This window comes from Mesorhizobium sp. M7A.F.Ca.US.010.02.1.1, assembly GCF_004023085.1.
Lineage (GTDB): Bacteria > Pseudomonadota > Alphaproteobacteria > Rhizobiales > Rhizobiaceae > Mesorhizobium.
Genome location: NZ_RZRV01000010.1, coordinates 134,633 through 151,304, shown reverse-complemented (window position 1 = coordinate 151,304; position 16,672 = coordinate 134,633). Strand labels below are relative to the sequence as shown.

Below are 16,672 nucleotides of genomic sequence, written 5' to 3'. Positions count from 1 at the left end.
AGGTGACCCTGTCTTGACTATTCGTCTCCCGGCACGCCGTAGCTCGGCGCATCGGATGGGTTTATGGCGCGGGTCACATAGGCATCGAGCTGCGGCTTGTAGAGTTCCCACAGCGTCGCCAGCTGCTCGATCGGGCAGTCATCGGTCCAGTCACAGCGCAAATCGGCGACCGGCCACGCAACCTCGCGCACCAGCTTCATGCCGGCGGAATGGACAGGACCAGCCTCGCCGCCCGCCTTGAGCGCGGCGCGCATGGTCCCGATGAGGCGGTCGCCGAGATGCCCCTCGGACGCCAGGAAGGCCTCGACCATAGCTTGCGGCACGCCGTCATGGGCCAGCATGTTGCCGCCGCAGGCGACATTGTCCGCACGCGCCTCCGCCCAGATGCCAAGCGCCTTTGGACCCGAATGGATCGCGGTCTTTCCGGCGGCATCGACAGCCAGCACCTGCCGGTATTCGGGATAAGCGCCGGTGCGCTTCAGGATGGCAACCGCCTCGGCGGCCGACGCACCGCGCGCCAACAATTCGAGACCTCGCAGCCCCAGCGTCGGATCGGTGACGTTCTGGCTGGCAATGGCGCCGGCACCAGCCTGCGCATAGGCGCAGCGCGCCGCGACAGCAGGCGACGAGGAGGACACCGCGACCCCGAACATGCCGGTGTGGCTGCATCGCGCGACGATGGAGAATGTCATGACTTTAATCCGGGATAACTGCGGTGCCGTCGATCTCGACCAGCCAGTCCGGCCGCGCCAGGGCCTGCACGACAAGGCCGGTCGAGACGGGATGCACGCCTTTGATATACTCGCCCATGGTGCGGTAGACCGCCTCGCGATGGCGGACATCGGTGATGTAGACCACCACCTTGACCAAATGCTCCATGGTGCCGCCGCACTCCTCGATCAGCTGGCGGATGTTCTGCATGACCTTGTGCGTCTGCTCGACCGGATCATGGCTTTCGATATTCTTGGCCGTGTCGAGATCCTGCGGGCATTGGCCGCGCAGATGGACGGTCCTGCCGCCCCGCGTAACGACCGCCTGGCACAGATCATTGTCGAGCTTCTGCTCGGGATAGGTGTCCTTGGTGTTGAACTTGCGAATTCTTGTATGCGCCATCTTGGTCTCCGTCAGATCAGGCTCGAGGTAGGGGCGTCCGTTTCAGGTGCCGTTGCTATGCTACCCTGGTCTCGCGCTTTGCGGACGCATGATAGGCCAGGTACTTGCGCTGCGTGGAGATATGGTCCGCCACATGCTGGGCGTCGTGCCAGACGCCCCAGATGAAGCTCGATCCCCGCCGCGATTGCCACGGCAGTCCCAGGAAATAGATCCCTGGCTCGGTCGACACGCCGCGCTGATGCTTCGGCTTGCCCTTTTCGTCAAACACATCGACCTTCAGCCAGTTGTAGTCGACGGTGAATCCCGTTGCCCAGATGATCGAACCTATCCCGGCTTCCGCCAGGTTCAGCTCGAGCGTGGGATCGGTCATGCATTGCGGGTCCGGTCCGATCTCGCGGGCCGCGGGCTCCTCGGGAAGGTCGAGGCCGTTGCGGGCGACATAGGCGTCGGCCTCGTCCAGCACCGACATGTAGTTCGCATCACCGCGCGCGATATTTTTAGCCAAATCCGGAGCGAAGGTCATGACCCCTTCCTTGTAGGATTCCGTCCGGCCAACCAGCGTCATCCCTTGCGCGGCAAGACGCCGGAAGTCGATCGTCTGGCCGCCGCGCGCGCCGCTGACCGCGATGGTGACATGTTCCGTGCCGGGCGCCGGCGCCTGGGCGTCCCACTTGCCCAGAACCCCCAGCCACCAGCAGAAGTCACGCTCGCGATAGGCCCGCGGAGGCCGATCATGGGGACCGACAGAGAGATAGACGCGCCTTCCCGCGCGATGGAGTTCGTCGGCGATCTGCACTCCTGAAGATCCTGAGCCGACCACCAGAACCGCCCCTTCGGGCATCTGATCCGGATTGCGATAGGCGCTGGAATGTATCTGCATCGCTCCGGCATCCCCGGGGACAACCGCCGGAATGACCGGATGCTGGAAAGCCCCGGTAGCGGCAACCACGCTCCTGGCCTCGATCACGCCATCCGAGGTTTCGACCCGGAAGCCGGGACGGCCGACGAGTCTTTGTACTTTCCTGACCTCCACGCCGCAGCGGATGGGGGCAGCAATCATGTCGGCGTAAGCGACAAAATAATCCGCGACCTTCTCCTTGCCGACAAAGGCGTCGGGACCGGCATCCGGAAATTCCATGCCGGGAAAACGATCATGCCAGGCGGGACCATTGGCAACCAGGGAGTCCCATCTTTCGGAGCGCCAGCGTTCGGCAATGCGGCTCCGCTCTAGCACGAGATGCGGCACCCCGCACTTGCTCAGATGCTCGCTCATGGCCAGCCCCGCCTGGCCGCCGCCAACAACAAGCGTGTCTACCGTTTCGACTGGCATTTCAGCGGCCCTTTCTGGCTCTCCCCGGGAGTGTCTGCGCATGCGGCGGAGATCTGATCGTTGGTTTACTGGAGGCACCGGGCAGCGAAAATTATGATTTCATGTGGCAGTGGTTAGCTTGTCCCTAAATGCCGGGAAGCATGGCCGAAGATGTGGAGCGCGGGGCGTGGATCATCACCGTCGAGACAGAAGAAACGGACGGCTCAGAGATAAAGGCTTCTGGCCGCCTTGGACGATAGCAACTCCTTTGCCGGCCCCTCCTGGGCGACCTTACCCTTGACCAGCACATAGCCGCGATCGGCGATGCCCAGCCCCATTTCGGCATTCTGTTCGATCAACAGGATGGTCGTGCCTTGGCGATGGATCTCCCTTGTAATCTCGAAATACTCGCCGATGAGTTTTGGCGAGAGACCGAGCGACGGCTCGTCCATGATCACCAGTCTGGGTTCGCCGATCAGGGCGCGCGCCAGCGCCACCATCGCCTGTTCGCCGCCGGACAGCGTGCCGGCGACTTGGCGCAAACGCTCATGGATGCGCGGGAACAGCTTGCACATCTTGTCCAGTTGCACCGCGAAATTGGGTCCCCTGCCCGACACCGCGTCATAGCCCAGGCGCAAATTCTCCATCACGGTCAGGCCGGGGAACAGCCGGCGCCCTTCAGGAACGAGGCCGACGCCGAGCGACGCGAGGTTTTCCGTGCCGAGCGTCGCCATGTCCCTGCCCATCACCTCGACCTTGCCGCGCTGCGCCCGCACGACGCCGCAGACGGTCATGAAGGTTGTCGTCTTGCCGGCGCCGTTCGGCCCCAGCAGGCAGACCAGTTCGCCGGGACGCACGCTCATCGCCACGCCGCGCAGCATCGGCACCGCGCCATAGGAAGTATCGACATCCCTGAGCTCAAGCATGGGCGACCGCCTTCCCGAGATAGGCTTCCTGGACGCGCGGGTCAGCGCGCACCGCCGCGAAGTCGCCCTCGGCGATCTTGCTGCCATAGTCGATGCAGGTGACATGCTGCGGGAACGCTTCGACCACCCGCATGTCGTGCTCGATCAGGATCACCGACAGAGCAGGGTTTTGTACGCGCAGCCGCGTGATGTCGGCCACCAGTGCGTCGGTTTCCATGTCGTCCATGCCGACCGAAGGTTCGTCGAGCAGCAAGAGCTTGGGCTGTGATGCGAGCGCGCGGGCAATTTCCAGCCGCCGCCTGTCGGCTTGGGCCAGCGTGCCCGCTGGCCGGTAGCGTTGTTCGAACAGGTCGCCGGAGCCGAGCTTGAGCAGGGTTTCGGCCTTTTCCACGCAGGCCGCCATCTCACGGCGCGACGCGCCGGGCCGAAACAGCGCGGTCAGCACGCCGGTCCTGGTGCGGATGTGCATGCCGATGATTACGTTGTCGAGGACGCTGAGGTCGGAGAACAGACGCGACGACTGGAATGTGCGGGCGATGCCGCGGTCGACAACTTCGTAGGACGGGCGGCCGGTGATCTCGGCGCCGTCAAAGGTCACGCGACCGGAGGTTGGCCGGTAGACGCCGGTCACGACATTGAACAGCGTCGACTTGCCGGCGCCGTTCGGGCCGATGACGGCGAGCACCGCGCCCTTGTCGATCGACAGGCTGACATCGTTGAGCGCGACCAGGCCGCCGAAGCGCATCGTCAAATTCTCGACCTTGAGAAGCGCGCTCACAGTCCGCCTCCGTAGCGCCGCATGCGTTGCGGGAACAGACCTTGCGGCCGGATCATCAGGAAGCCGATGATGACGACGCCGAAGAACAGCAGGCGGTAGTCGGCGAACGCGCGCAATTTCTCCGGCAGGATGGTCAGCAGGAACGCACCGACGATGACACCGAAAATATTGTCCATGCCGCCGACGATGACCATGGTCATGATGGTGACGGAGACCAGGAAGGTGAAATTGTCGGGAGAAATGTAGGACACGTAGAAGGCGTAGATCGTGCCGGCAAAAGCGGCGAGAAAGGCATCGACCGCGAAGGCCAGCACCTTGAACCACGCCACGTTGATGCCTTGCGCCTTGGCGGCGATCTCGTCGGCGCGCAGCGCGTTCCAGGCCAACCCGATGCGCGAGCCGTGCAGCCGGTGCGCGGTGACGATGGCGACGACGACCAATGCAGCCGACAGATAATAGAAGTTCGCCTGGCTCGGCAGCTTCCAGCCGAAGATCACCAGCGGATCGGCAAAGGAATGGCCGAACAGGCTGGGCGCCGGAATGCCGACCAGTCCGTTCGGTCCGCCGGTCCAACTGAAATTGTTTAGCAATTGCTGGACCACGACACCGAAGGCGATGGTGACAAGCGCCAGATAAGTGTCGCGCGTGCGCATCGACGGGATGCCGATGATGAAACCGAACAAGGTCGCGGCCAGCGCCGCGACCGGCAGCGTCAGCCAGAAGCTGACGCCGAAATTGATCGCCAGCAGCGCCGACACGTAGGCGCCGATGCCGTAGGAAGCGCCGGTGGCGAAGTTCGGGATGTTGGCGCTGCCGAGCTGGAAATTGAGCGCCAGCGCCAGCACGGCATAGAGCTCGGCGACGATCAGCAGATGAAGGATATAGGTGTTCGAACCGACGAAGAACGGAAAGGCCAGGACGATGACCGCCGCAGTGATCATCGCCACGAGCGGAACCCGGGCAAAGCTCGCCAACGCATAGTCGGCGATCCACGGCAGCCTCTCCAGCAGATAGAAACCGAGGCCGAGCAAGGCCAGCAGGCCGACCACCTGCCAGCCGCCGTCGACTCTGAGGATGAGGTACAGGAACGCTGCCCCGATGATTTGCGAGGCGATGGCGAAGACCGTGGCCGCGGCTATGCCCGGCACGTCGGGTGAAGCACGACCCTGCATGCTAGACTTTCTCCATGACGGTGCGCCCAAGCAGGCCGGCGGGGCGGAAGATGAGCACGGCGATGACCAGCAGGAAGACGAAGACCAGCCGGTAGGAAGCGCCGTCCGGCACGAATGTCTGCGCCAGCACTTCGATGCCGGCAATGATCAGTCCGCCCAATATGGCGCCCGGCATCGAGCCGAGGCCGCCGATCACCGCGGCGGAAAAGCCGAGCAGGCCGGCCATGACGCCGAAGTCGAACCGTGTCACGCCGGCATAGCTTGCGAACAGAAGTCCGGCGATGGCGCCGATAGCCGAGGCAATGAAGAATGTCGCACGGAAGACGCGTGCATCGCGGATGCCCATCATGCGCGCTACGACCCGGTCCTCCGAGGCCGCCCGGATGCGCAGTCCGAGCGGGGTCATGCGCAGGAAGACAAACAGCATGGCAACCAGCGCGACGGTCAGCACCACCACCAGCAGCGCGAACCAACTGATGGCAACGCCGGAGATTTCGAAAGCCATGCCCGACACCAGGCGCGGGAAGGCATGCGGGTTCGATCCCTGCGGATAGAGATGGCGGATCAGCTCGCGGATGACGATGCCGAGCGCCACCGTCGCCACCAGCGCCATCATGGCGGGCGCATCGCGGAAGCGCCTGATGACCACCTTGTCGAGCAGGACGCCGATCAAACCGACGGCGAGCACGGCGACCGGAACCGCAAGCACCAGCCAGGCGGGCCCCGAGGCGCCAAGAGCGGTCGCCAGCGCCTGGGCAAGCGCCAGCGTGATGAACGGCGCCGTCATCGCGACATCGCCATGCGAGAAATGAATGACGTTCAAGACACCGAAGATCAGGCTGAATCCGATCGCCAGCAAGGCATAGATGCAGCCAAGGGTTATCCAGTTCACCAGTTGCTGGACAAGCAGTTCCGCCATGCGGTCCGTCTCTCGATTGAAGCCGACAGGTATCAACCGCCATCCCGGGCGGACAGAACGAATCTCCGAACTCACGAGTCACAATTTCCGAATTTCGTCACTGAATACGCGCCCGTACACTGATGATCAGCCGACGATCACGATCGGCCGGGTCGCTACGACGGCGGCAGATAATTCTGTTTGAGGTGGAACCATGCAAAACAGGCGCAGTGCGCTTATCCGCGTATCGTCAATTCTGGCCGGCTCTCTGTTTGCCATCGCCCTGGGCGCCGCCCAGGCGCAGGCCGACCAGATCAAGCTCGGCTTCATCGGGCCGCTCTCCGGCGGCAACGCCCAGCAGGGCCTCGGCGCCCGCAACGGCTTCCTGCTCGCCATCGAGCAGGCCAATGCCAGCGGCTATCCGCACCAGGTGGAAGGCGTCGTGCTCGATGACGCCTCCGATCCGGCCGTCGGCGTTTCGGCGGCGCAGAAGCTGGTCAACGATCCCGCGGTGGTCGCGGCAACGGGGCATTGGAACAGCTCGGTCGCGCTGGCGACGATCCCGGTCTTCAACCGCTCGCAGATGCCGTTCATCGTCTGGGGCGCGGTCAGCCCGAAGATCACCGAACAGAACTTCCCGAACGTGACCCGCGTGACGCCGACGCTGGTCAACGAGAACAAGCCGCTGGCCGAAGCCATCGCCAAGCAAGGCAAGATCAAGAAGATCGCCATCATCTCCGACACCACCGACTACGGTGCGGCCAACACCAAATGGTTCGGCGATTTCTTCAAGGCGGCCGGCGGCGAGGTCGTTTCTTCGGATGCCGCGGCTGTCGGCACGACCGATTTCCGCGCCATGCTGACTACCGCGAAGGCAGCGTCGCCCGACGCGGTCTATTTCGGCGGCGTCGTCACCGAAGCGGCGCTGGTGCGCAGCCAGATGGCCGACCTCGGCATGGGCAATCTGCCGATGTACGGAATTTCAGGCATCTACGACCCGAAATTCATCGAGATCGCGGGAGCTGCAGCCGAGGGCACCATCGCCGGAACTCCGGCCGTCCAGTCGAACCCCAAGCTGGAGGAATTCAACAAGGCCTATGAAACCAAGGCTTATCCCGATCCTGCCGGCTCCTATGCGAAATATGCCTACGAGGCGACGCAGATCCTGCTTCAGGTCATCAAGGAAAGAGGCCTCGACGACAAGGAAGCGCTGAGCAAGGCCATTCGTGACATCCACCACGACGGCATTCTGGGAGACGTCTCGTTCGATGCCAACGGACAGACCAACATGGCCATCGACATCGACATGTTCGTCGTCCGCAGCGGCAAATGGGAGAAGATGTAACTACCTGATCGACGCCGCGCCCGTTCTCCGTGGCGCGGCGTCGATCACCTTCATCACCGAGCTCGCAAAAAGTCCTGACCGGAGCGCCTGACCATGAATGACGAGGCCGGCCACGGCGCACCTCGAAAGGCCGTCGAGATCAAGGGCGTCTCCAAGGTGTTCGGCACCTATCAGGCGCTGAAGCCTGTTTCCTTCGACATCTACGACAACGAGTTCTTCACGCTGCTCGGCCCGAGCGGCTGCGGCAAGACCACCCTGCTGCGCATGATCGCCGGTTTCGAGCAGCCGACGGCGGGGCAGATTTTCCTGCACGGCTCGGACATACAGGGACTCCCCCCTCATAGGCGGCGGGTCAACACCGTCTTCCAGAGCTACGCCCTGTTTCCGCATATGAGCGTCGAACAGAACATCGGCTTCGGGCTCGAAAACCTCGGCTGGTCAAAGGACCGCCGCGATACGCGCGTCGCCGATATGCTTCGTCTCGTCCATATGGAGGCCTTTGCCGGGCGCAAGCCGCAGCAATTGTCGGGCGGCCAGCGCCAGCGCGTGGCGCTCGCCCGTGCCTTGGCGCCAGAACCGGAAGTGCTGCTGCTCGACGAACCGCTCTCGGCACTCGACCTGAAGCTGCGCCAGGCCATGCGCGACGAACTGCGCATCCTGCAGCGCAAGACCGGCATCACCTTCGTCTTCGTCACCCACGACCAGGAAGAAGCGCTCGACATGTCGGATCGCATCTGCGTTCTCGGTGATGGCGAGATCCAGCAGCTTGGCACACCCGCGGCGATCTACGAGGAGCCGTCGAACCGCTTCGTCGCCGATTTCATCGGCGAGACCAACTTCCTCGATGCTGACGTGATTGCCGTGGACGGCGAGCAGGCAACCGTGAAAACGCAGCTCGGCATGACCTTGACGGCCTCTCACAAGAAAGCGGTCGCCGGCCAGAAGGCCTTCATCTCGATACGTCCGGAGAAAATCAGCCTGCCCGCCCAGGACAACCCGATCGCTATCGACGGCACGATCATGAGCACCAACTACCTCGGCGGCTACACATACTATCTGATTGAAGCGGGCGGCACCAAGCTGCGCATCTCCAAGCGCAACAGCGTCAGCCGCGGCCAGATGTTCGAAATCGGGCAATCGGTAAAAGTTGGCTTTGCCGTCGAATCCGTGCGGATCCTCGGCGCATGAAGGCACCCACAAAAAGTCCTGACTGGAATGTCCTCGGCCTGCTGCCGGCCCATCTCATCATGCTGCTGACGCTGATCATCCCGATCGGTATCATCATCGTGGTGTCGTTCTCGACGCGCGGACCTTACGGCGGGTTCGAATATGTGTTCACCACCGCGCCCTACAAGCAGCTGCTGTTCAACGAAGGCTGGACCGGCGAGCTGGAGTTCAATCCGCAATATCTCATCGTCGTTGCCAGGACGCTGGTCCTGTCGGCCGTGACAACATCGATCTGCCTGCTTCTGAGCTTCCCGGTCGCCTATTTCATCGCGCTGCAGCAGCCGGCGATCAAAGTGCTGCTGATCTATCTCGTCACGCTGCCATTCTGGGTTTCGATGATCGTGCGCGTCTATTCCTGGATCATCATCCTTGGCAAGGATGGTGTCGTCGAAAAGACCCTTCGCGGTCTCGGCCTCATCGACAACATGGACTCGCTGCTGTTCGGCAACACCGCCATGCTGCTCGGTCTCGTCTACAGCTACATTCCGCTGATGATCCTGCCGATCTTCGCCTCGATCGAAAAGCTCGACCCTGCGCTCATCGAGGCGTCGCATGATCTCTATGGCAACCGCCTCACCACATTGCGCCGCGTTATCCTGCCCCTCACCCGGCCCGGCATGATCGCCGGCGCGATCCTGGTGTTCGTTCCAAGCCTCGGCGCGGTCCTGGAGCCGACCCTGCTCGGCGGCGGCAAGACCATGATGATGGGCAATCTCATCCAGCTGCAGTTCGGTGGCGCCCGCAACTGGCCGCTCGGCGCCGCCATCGCCATCGTGCTGATGGCCGCGGTCATGGTCTTCCTGATTTTCCAGGGTCTGCGCTCGATGCGCACCGAAGGCCTGGAGCGTGCGGCATGAACGCGGACGATGATGTCAGGCGCTATCCGGGCTTCGGTCTCTTCAGCGCGATCTTCTTCGCCTATCTCTATTTGCCCATCGCCGTCGTGGTGTTCTACTCTTTCAATGCGAACCGGATCGTCTCCAATTGGGGCGGCTTCTCATTGCACTGGTACGCCACCGCTTTGTCCAACGCGAACCTGATGACGGCGGTGAAGACCTCCCTGCTCGTTGCCGCGGTCGCTACAGTCGCCTCGACGCTTGTCGCGTTGATGGCGGCATTGGTACTGGTGCGCGGCCGCGATGTCCGGTTCCGCCGGATCTCCGAAGCGGTGGTGAACCTGCCGCTGCTCCTGCCCGAAATCGTCGTTGCTGTCGCCGTCCTGATCCTCTTCTCCGAGATCGGGCTCGCCAACGGAATGGTGAAGCTGATGATCGCCCACACCACTTTCTGCATCCCGTTCGCCTTCCTGCCGATACGCGCGCGCCTACAAGGGATGGACCTCGATCTGGAGGAAGCGGCCCGCGATCTCTATGCCACCGGCTGGGTCGCCTTTCGTCGCGTCACGCTGCCGCTCATCCTGCCCGGTGTGTTCGCCGGCGCCATGCTCGCCTTCGTCATCTCGATGGATGATTTCATCACCAGCAACCTGTTGAATTCCGGCGGCGCCACCACGCTGCCGGTCTACATTTTCTCGCTGATCAAGCAGGGCGTGTCGCCGCAGCTCAACGCAATCTCGACCTTGATCATGATTGTTTCGGTGGTGCTGGCGACCGTGGCCTTCCTGCTTCAGCGACGGCAGTAGCAGCGGCGTAGTTTTTCCTAATCAAGGCATCGGGCAAATCGAATTTATCGAACCCGACGGTTTGTTATCGTCGCCCCTGGGAGAACAACAAACAGGGGAATGACATGACGACCAAAATTGCAGCGCTCGCCATGGCCGGTGCCATGAGCCTCGCCTTTAGCGTGCCCGCTCTCGCCGAGGGCAGCCTGGCCATCTACGCATGGGCGGATTCCATCTCGCCCGAGATGGTCACGAAATTCGAGAAGGAAACCGGCATAAAGGTCACGGTCGACGCCTTCTCATCCAACGAGGACCTGCTGACCAAGCTGCAGGCCGGCTCGTCGGGCTACGACATCGTCACGCCTTCGCAGCACTTCGTGAAGATCATGATCGATAGCGGGCTGCTCGAGGATTTCGGCGCCAGCTCGATGGCTGCCTACAGCCAAGTCCTGCCGGATTGGCAGAAACCGTGGTGGGATGCGACAGGCAATCATTCGATCCCGCTCGCCTTCGGCAATGCCGGCTACACCGTCAACCGCGACCTCTACAAAGGCCCGGTCGACAGCTGGAAGACCTATTTCGAGCCACCGGCGGAGCTGCGCGGCAAGATCGCCAGCCTGGCGCAGCCCGACGAAGTCATTCCGGCAGCGGAAAACTATCTCGGCATCAAATATTGCAGCGAAGACCCGCAGGAGATGAAGCGCGTGCTCGACCTCTTGCTGGCGCAGAAGCCATTCGTGGCGGCCTATTCCAGCGACAACATCGAAAACCGCATCGGCAGCGGCGAGGTTGCCGCCCATTTCTGGTGGGACGGCAACACCATGAGGCTTCGCCGCAACGACAAGGCCAATGTCGAATACGCGATGCCGAAAGAAGGTCTGGTCGGCTGGCTGGATTCCTATGTCGTGCCGAAGGGCGCGGCCAATATCGAGAACGCCAAGAAGTTCATCGATTTCATGACCCAGATCGACAACGCGACGGCGCAGTACAATTATTACGGCCACTCTTCGCCGGTGAAGATCGACGAGAGCAAGGCGCTCTACAACAAGGAGAACGCTCCGGAGCTGTTCCCGACCGTTCCCGTCAAGATGGGCCAGGCCTGCTCGCCGGCGGCGCAGGAACTCGTCACCAAGGTCTGGACGCAGCTTCTGCAGTGAGCCGCTCAGCCGGGGCGCGCGCCGCCCCGGCATCTCCATTCTCAAAGGGGCTGGCCATGCAGACCGAAAATCTTGACTACGACTACATCGTCATCGGCGCAGGCTCGGCCGGTTGCGTCCTTGCCAATCGCCTGAGCGCCAACCCGTCCCACAAAGTGTGCCTGATCGAAGCCGGCGGCAGCGACAGCGGCCTGCGGGTCAAGGTGCCTGCCGGCATCCTCTCGCTCTACGGCAATCCGAACTATGACTACTGCTATGTCGGCGTGCCTCAGCCCAACCTCAAGGGCCGTAGGATTCCGGTCAATCGCGGCAAGGCATTGGGCGGCTCCAGTTCGATCAACTCGATGGTCTACATCAGGGGCGCCGCGCAGGACTATGACGAGTGGTCGCGACTCGGCTGCGCAGGCTGGGCATTCAGCGACGTGCTTCCCGTCTTCAAGAAGCTCGAGCGCAACCTGCTTGGCCAAGACCCGCACTACCACGGTACAGGCGGGGAACTGCTGGTCGACAAGCCGCGCGATCCGAATGTGCTGTCGTCGATGTTCGTCAAGGCCGGCAACAATGCCGGTCTTCCGGCCAACAGCGACTTCAATGCCGAAAGCCAGTTCGGCCTCGGCATCTACAATGTCACCCAGGATCGCGGCCAGCGCTTCAGCAGTTTCACCGCCTTCATGCGCCCGGTGCTCGATCGCAAGAATCTCACAATCCTCAGCGAATGCGAAGTGATCGACCTCGATATAGCCCAGGGGCGCGCGACAGGGGTACGGGTGCGGCACAAGGGCGAGCAGAAGACGCTGTCGGCCCGCCGCGAAATCGTGCTTTCGGCCGGGGCCATCAATTCACCGAAGATCCTGCTGGCGTCCGGCATCGGCGCAGCCGCCGAGTTGCAGGCGATCGGCATAAAGCCGGTTGTCGATCTGCCGGGCGTGGGCAAGAACCTTCAGGACCATATCGACGGCATGATCACGGTCCGCTCCTCGAGCACGAAGACGCTCGGCCTGTCGCTGCCCAACTTGCCCCGCGTGCTGGCTGCGCCTTTCCGGTACTTTGCCGGCCGCAAGGGCATGCTCACCACCAACTATGTCGAAGCCGGCGGCTTTGCCCGGACGAAATATGCGAACGGCATTCCCGACATCCAGTTCCACTTCGTGCCCGGCTATCGCAGCCATCGCGGCAAGCTGGTGGAGTACGGCCATGGCTACGCAATCCACACCTGCGTGCTCAGGCCCAAAAGCGTCGGCGAACTCAAACTGTCAGGCCAGGCATCGAAGCGGGATGTGCTGATCGATCATCGCTTCTTCTCGAACGACGAGGATGCCAGGGTGTTGGTCGAAGGCATCAAGATCGCGCGTCAAATCTTTGCCGCATCCGAGTTCGACCCGATCAGGGGGACGGAGATGCTGCCGGGCAAGGATGTTCGCAGCGATGACGAGATCCTCGCCTATTTGCGTGCCGAAGCGCTCACCGTCTATCATCCGGTGGGGACGTGCAAGATGGGGACCGACGCGATGGCCGTCGTCGACCCGGCAACGCTCAAGGTGCGCGGCATCGGTGGCTTGCGGGTCGCGGATGCGTCCGTGATGCCGAAGCTGATCGGCGGCAACACCAATGCCCCCAGCATGATGATCGGGCAGCGGGCAGCGGAGATGATCCTGGGCCGGGGATAATTTCTGTAGCGCAACTCCAGGAAAGGCGTACAGCGGCCTTCCTTCAGTAGCCGCGCAAAAACAATAAGTTGGAGCGGTTCAGTGAATCAAACATTGAACCGCTACCTTTTGCAGCTGGGCTGCGGCGGGCACGCGCCATCGAATTCAAGCGGCTTGATCGTCCCGCTCATCCGCCTCGCCGTTGATCTCGCGCAGCAGCCTTTCGATGTCGGCCTTCGCGAACCGCTGGCGAAACCGACGGTCGAAGGTCGTGAAGATGCCGACGAAGGAGTTGGCGCAGTGCTCCAGCATCGTATCCGCCTCCTGCGCGGAGATGCCGAGTTGCCCTTGCAGAAAGACGATGAACTTTCGCCGCGCGTCCGGGTTCTGAAGCACGACCTTGGCAGGGCCGCCGAGATCGCGGTTGGCATCAATGCAACGGGACGCAAACAAATTGCGCTGCGTGCGCCACACAACGCAAGTTTGAATTGAACCCAGCAGCCGATGAACGGCATCGGTCTGAACATCTCGTTCTATTTGCTCGGCGGTGGAGTGACATGTCATGCTTGTGGTGACATCTCATGCTGGCGGCGCCTTCGGTGGGTCCGCAATTCTGGTGAGGCCTGCTTGCACGTCCTGCATTGTTCCCTAGGGTCTGGCGACTGACGATGGAGGTCCCCGACGAGAAAGTCGATTGCATCGTCATCGGCGCCGGCGTCGTCGGCCTGGCGATTGCGCGGCAGCTGGCGCTCGATGGACGCGAAGTTCTTGTCGTGGAGGCCGAGGACAGCCCCGGGCTGGGCACGTCGAGCCGCAACAGCGAGGTCATCCATGCCGGCATCTACTATCCGAAGGGCAGCCTGAAAGCGCAGCTATGCGTCGAAGGAAAGAACGCGCTTTACCGCTATTGCGAAGCGCGCGGGATTCCGCACAAACGCATCGGCAAGCTGATCGTCGCCGCCAGCGACGCGGAATTGCCGATTCTGGAGGGGATCCGGACCAAGGCTGCGGACAATGGTGTTGCAGACCTGGAGATGCTCAGCCGCTCGGATGTGGAACGCCTTGAGCCTGAACTGGACGTTGCCGGCGCGCTTTTGTCCCCAAGCACGGGGATCGTCGACAGCCGCGCGCTGATGCTGGGGCTACAGGGCGATGCCGAGAATGCCGGTGCCACCTTTGCGTTTCGCGCGCCGGTTCTCGGCGGGAGCGTCGACGAAACGGGCTGCGAGCTCCAGTTTGGCGGCGATATGGAAGGCTATAGGATCGCCGCAAATCTGGTCATCAATGCGGCCGGATTGTCAGCCCATCTCGTTGCCCGAAGCCTCGCGGGCGGGCATGGCGGCAAAATCCCAGATGTCACCTACGTCAAAGGCAATTATTTTGCGCTTGGACGCCGCCCGTCCTTCAACCATCTTGTTTATCCGGTTCCGGAACCAGGCGGCCTCGGAGTTCACCTGACGCTGGATATGGGCGGATCGGTTCGTTTCGGGCCGGACGTCGAGCCCGTCGATGAGGTCGGCTACGCGGTCGACCCAACTCGGGCCACGCCATTTTACGCGGCCATCCGACGCTATTGGCCGGGGCTGAGGGACGGGGAACTGGAGCCGAGCTATTGCGGGCTGCGGCCTAAAACGAACGGGTTGCAGTTCGGCGATTTCGACATTCTGGCAGATTCGTCCGGACGGCTGATCAGTCTTTTCGGAATCGAGTCACCTGGCCTGACAAGTGCGCTCGCCCTGTCGGATAGGGTTGTCCAACTAGTCAGAACGACGAACTCGTCTTGCCTTAGCCTTTGACCGCTCCAGCGGTCATGGATCCTGATATCTGCCGATACATCACAAGACCCAGCAAGGCCGGCGGCAAGGCGCCCAGCATCATGACCGCGGAAGCGGTTCCCCATTTTACGCCGCCGCCGCTTGCGGCGAAAAAAAACGATGCGCCGACCGTCATCGGGACGGCACGGCTGGTTGTCAGCATGAGGCCGAAGAGGAACTCGTTCCAGGCAGTGATGAAGCCGAAAATGAAGGTTGTGACGAGCGCCGGTCGGATGACGGGCCGGACGATCATCATCATCACCTGCAAGGAACTTGCGCCATCGACTTTCGCCGCCTCGTCGAGTTCGACCGGTACATCTGAAATCGCGTTCACCAGGATGACGAGCGCAAGCGGCGCGTTGACGATGGTCAGGATGAGCCCGAGCCCGATCCGCGTATCGAGCAGGCCCAGCCACTGGTACATCATGTAAAGCGGGATCGCGAAGATGATCAGCGGCACGGCGCGAAGGTTGATGACGATCGGCAGGACCAAGCGCTTTCCCGCCTCGCTACGCGCGATCGCATAGGCAGCCGGGAACGCGAGCGCGATCGCAAGGCCGGTTCCAATCAGCGCCGCCACGGTGCTGTTCAGCAGATAGGCATAGATGTTGAAGCGGCTGGTCTGCGTCAGGACCTCCAGATAGTTGTCGAGCGTCGGCTGGCTGATCCACAAACCGGGGTTCGTCGAAAGCTCGCGCTGGCTTTTGAGCGATGTGATCAGCGTCACGATAATGGGGAAATTCATCGCCAGCACGGCGATGGCAAAAACGATCCAGCGCAGTGCCCTGACCATCGTCAAAGCTTCCTGCGGCCGGCAAGCCGGTTAAGGCCGTGGAGAACGATGAACGAAGCCAGGAACAGCACAACCGAGGCGGCGACCGCCTTGCCGATAGCCCCTTCCTTGAAGAAAGCCTGATAGATGTAGATCGACAAGGACGTCGTTGAACCGCCAGCGCCACTGCCGGTCAGTGCGAAGACATTGTCGAACACCCTGAAACCGTCGATGAAACGGATGAAAAACGCGATGACCAGCGTCGGCTTCATCAACGGCAGGTCGATCCAGCGGACGATCTCAAACGGTGATGCGCCATCGAGCGAGGAGGCTTCGCGCACGTCGAGCGGTATGGCCGAATAGGCCATGTAGAAGAGCAGGAAGGCGAAAGGCGTCCATTGCAGCGTCTCCACGACGACAAGGGTGCGGAAGGCATTGTCGATGTCGAGGAAGGCCGGGCTGTCGCCGAACCATTCGAAGAGATAGTAGGGGACGGGGCCCGCGAATTCATGCAGCACCAGCCGGTACATGAGACCGACCATGGCCGGCGCGACCATCAGCGGCAGCATCAACGGCGCCATCAGGACTGGACGCTTGCTCAGAAGCGGCGCCAGGAAGATGGCAAGGAAAAGGCCGATCAGACATTCCGCCGATGCGGTAAGAATACCGAAGCGCAGAGAGAACCAGGCCGAGCTCCAGAATTCGCGGTCGTTCAACACCGCGACATAGTTACCGAAACCGCTCAACACCGGACTGCGCAACGTCTCGAATGTGACGGTCGAAACGGAATAGATCAGATTGACGATCGCCGGAAAGCCGAGAAACAGAAGCAGGAAGCCGACCAGCGGCGTCAGATACTTCCTGCCTTCGGCACGTGTCACAAGGGCCATGTCG

17 protein-coding genes are annotated in these 16,672 nt (G+C 62.1%); 8 read left to right on the top strand and 9 right to left on the bottom strand.

What is annotated here, in order from left to right; translation table 11 throughout:
• Positions 1 to 17: 17 nt before the first annotated feature.
• The 7 genes from EOA19_RS13770 to EOA19_RS13740 all read right to left on the bottom strand — a co-directional run bounded on the left by EOA19_RS13770 (position 18) and on the right by EOA19_RS13740 (position 6,217).
• A complete protein-coding gene (locus tag EOA19_RS13770) occupies positions 18 to 692 on the bottom strand; it encodes a DUF1028 domain-containing protein (protein ID WP_128303917.1) in 675 nt (224 codons plus the stop codon).
• A gap of 4 nt (positions 693 to 696) precedes the next feature.
• Entirely contained in the window at positions 697 to 1,113 is a 417-nt protein-coding gene (locus EOA19_RS13765) for a RidA family protein (protein ID WP_128303916.1), read from the bottom strand.
• Between the two features lie 55 nt (positions 1,114 to 1,168).
• Positions 1,169 to 2,443, bottom strand: coding sequence for an NAD(P)/FAD-dependent oxidoreductase (locus tag EOA19_RS13760; protein WP_128303915.1), 1,275 nt, complete (start codon positions 2,441 to 2,443; stop codon positions 1,169 to 1,171).
• Positions 2,444 to 2,646: 203 nt separating this feature from the next.
• Complete coding sequence (locus tag EOA19_RS13755; protein ID WP_127292339.1) at positions 2,647 to 3,348, bottom strand: ABC transporter ATP-binding protein; 702 nt, start codon at positions 3,346 to 3,348, stop codon at positions 2,647 to 2,649.
• Positions 3,341 to 4,126 carry an ABC transporter ATP-binding protein gene (locus EOA19_RS13750; RefSeq protein ID WP_245486175.1) on the bottom strand — a complete coding sequence of 262 codons (786 nt, stop codon included), beginning with the start codon at positions 4,124 to 4,126 and terminating at the stop codon, positions 3,341 to 3,343. Before EOA19_RS13750 ends, EOA19_RS13755 begins: the two co-directional genes overlap by 8 nt.
• Positions 4,123 to 5,298: a branched-chain amino acid ABC transporter permease gene (locus tag EOA19_RS13745; protein ID WP_127292336.1), complete on the bottom strand. Its 1,176-nt coding sequence runs from the start codon at positions 5,296 to 5,298 to the stop codon at positions 4,123 to 4,125. Before EOA19_RS13745 ends, EOA19_RS13750 begins: the two co-directional genes overlap by 4 nt.
• A 1-nt stretch (position 5,299) precedes the next feature.
• Positions 5,300 to 6,217 carry a branched-chain amino acid ABC transporter permease gene (locus tag EOA19_RS13740; RefSeq protein ID WP_023809431.1) on the bottom strand — a complete coding sequence of 306 codons (918 nt, stop codon included), beginning with the start codon at positions 6,215 to 6,217 and terminating at the stop codon, positions 5,300 to 5,302.
• A gap of 193 nt (positions 6,218 to 6,410) precedes the next feature.
• Between EOA19_RS13740 and EOA19_RS13735 the strand changes: the two genes are divergently transcribed.
• The 8 genes from EOA19_RS13735 (at position 6,411) to EOA19_RS13700 (ending at position 14,988) form a co-directional block, all read left to right on the top strand.
• The gene (locus EOA19_RS13735; RefSeq protein WP_128303914.1) at positions 6,411 to 7,541 is read left to right on the top strand and encodes a branched-chain amino acid ABC transporter substrate-binding protein; all 1,131 of its coding nucleotides are present in this window, start codon (positions 6,411 to 6,413) and stop codon (positions 7,539 to 7,541) included.
• Positions 7,542 to 7,634: 93 nt separating this feature from the next.
• Positions 7,635 to 8,729, top strand: a complete 1,095-nt coding sequence (locus tag EOA19_RS13730) for an ABC transporter ATP-binding protein (RefSeq protein ID WP_128303913.1) — start codon at positions 7,635 to 7,637, stop codon at positions 8,727 to 8,729.
• On the top strand, positions 8,726 to 9,625 hold the full coding sequence (locus tag EOA19_RS13725) for an ABC transporter permease (protein WP_128303912.1): 900 nt from the start codon (positions 8,726 to 8,728) through the stop codon (positions 9,623 to 9,625). Before EOA19_RS13730 ends, EOA19_RS13725 begins: the two co-directional genes overlap by 4 nt.
• Entirely contained in the window at positions 9,622 to 10,410 is a 789-nt protein-coding gene (locus EOA19_RS13720) for an ABC transporter permease (RefSeq protein WP_128303911.1), read from the top strand. The genes EOA19_RS13725 and EOA19_RS13720 overlap by 4 nt, the downstream gene beginning before the upstream one ends.
• Before the next feature lie 104 nt (positions 10,411 to 10,514).
• A complete protein-coding gene (locus EOA19_RS13715) occupies positions 10,515 to 11,546 on the top strand; it encodes an extracellular solute-binding protein (protein ID WP_023809436.1) in 1,032 nt (343 codons plus the stop codon).
• A 56-nt stretch (positions 11,547 to 11,602) separates the two neighbouring features.
• Positions 11,603 to 13,213 (top strand): GMC family oxidoreductase N-terminal domain-containing protein, encoded by a 1,611-nt coding sequence (locus tag EOA19_RS13710; RefSeq protein ID WP_128303910.1) that lies wholly within the window; start codon positions 11,603 to 11,605, stop codon positions 13,211 to 13,213.
• Between the two features lie 81 nt (positions 13,214 to 13,294).
• Positions 13,295 to 13,684, top strand: coding sequence for a hypothetical protein (locus EOA19_RS13705; RefSeq protein ID WP_128303909.1), 390 nt, complete (start codon positions 13,295 to 13,297; stop codon positions 13,682 to 13,684).
• Between the two features lie 176 nt (positions 13,685 to 13,860).
• Positions 13,861 to 14,988, top strand: coding sequence for an NAD(P)/FAD-dependent oxidoreductase (locus tag EOA19_RS13700; protein ID WP_128303908.1), 1,128 nt, complete (start codon positions 13,861 to 13,863; stop codon positions 14,986 to 14,988).
• Here the strand turns inward: EOA19_RS13700 and EOA19_RS13695 are convergent.
• Complete coding sequence (locus EOA19_RS13695) at positions 14,978 to 15,799, bottom strand: carbohydrate ABC transporter permease (protein WP_023809440.1); 822 nt, start codon at positions 15,797 to 15,799, stop codon at positions 14,978 to 14,980. The genes EOA19_RS13700 and EOA19_RS13695 overlap by 11 nt on opposite strands.
• A 2-nt stretch (positions 15,800 to 15,801) precedes the next feature.
• A complete protein-coding gene (locus EOA19_RS13690; protein ID WP_128303907.1) occupies positions 15,802 to 16,668 on the bottom strand; it encodes a sugar ABC transporter permease in 867 nt (288 codons plus the stop codon).
• Positions 16,669 to 16,672 lie beyond the last annotated feature (4 nt).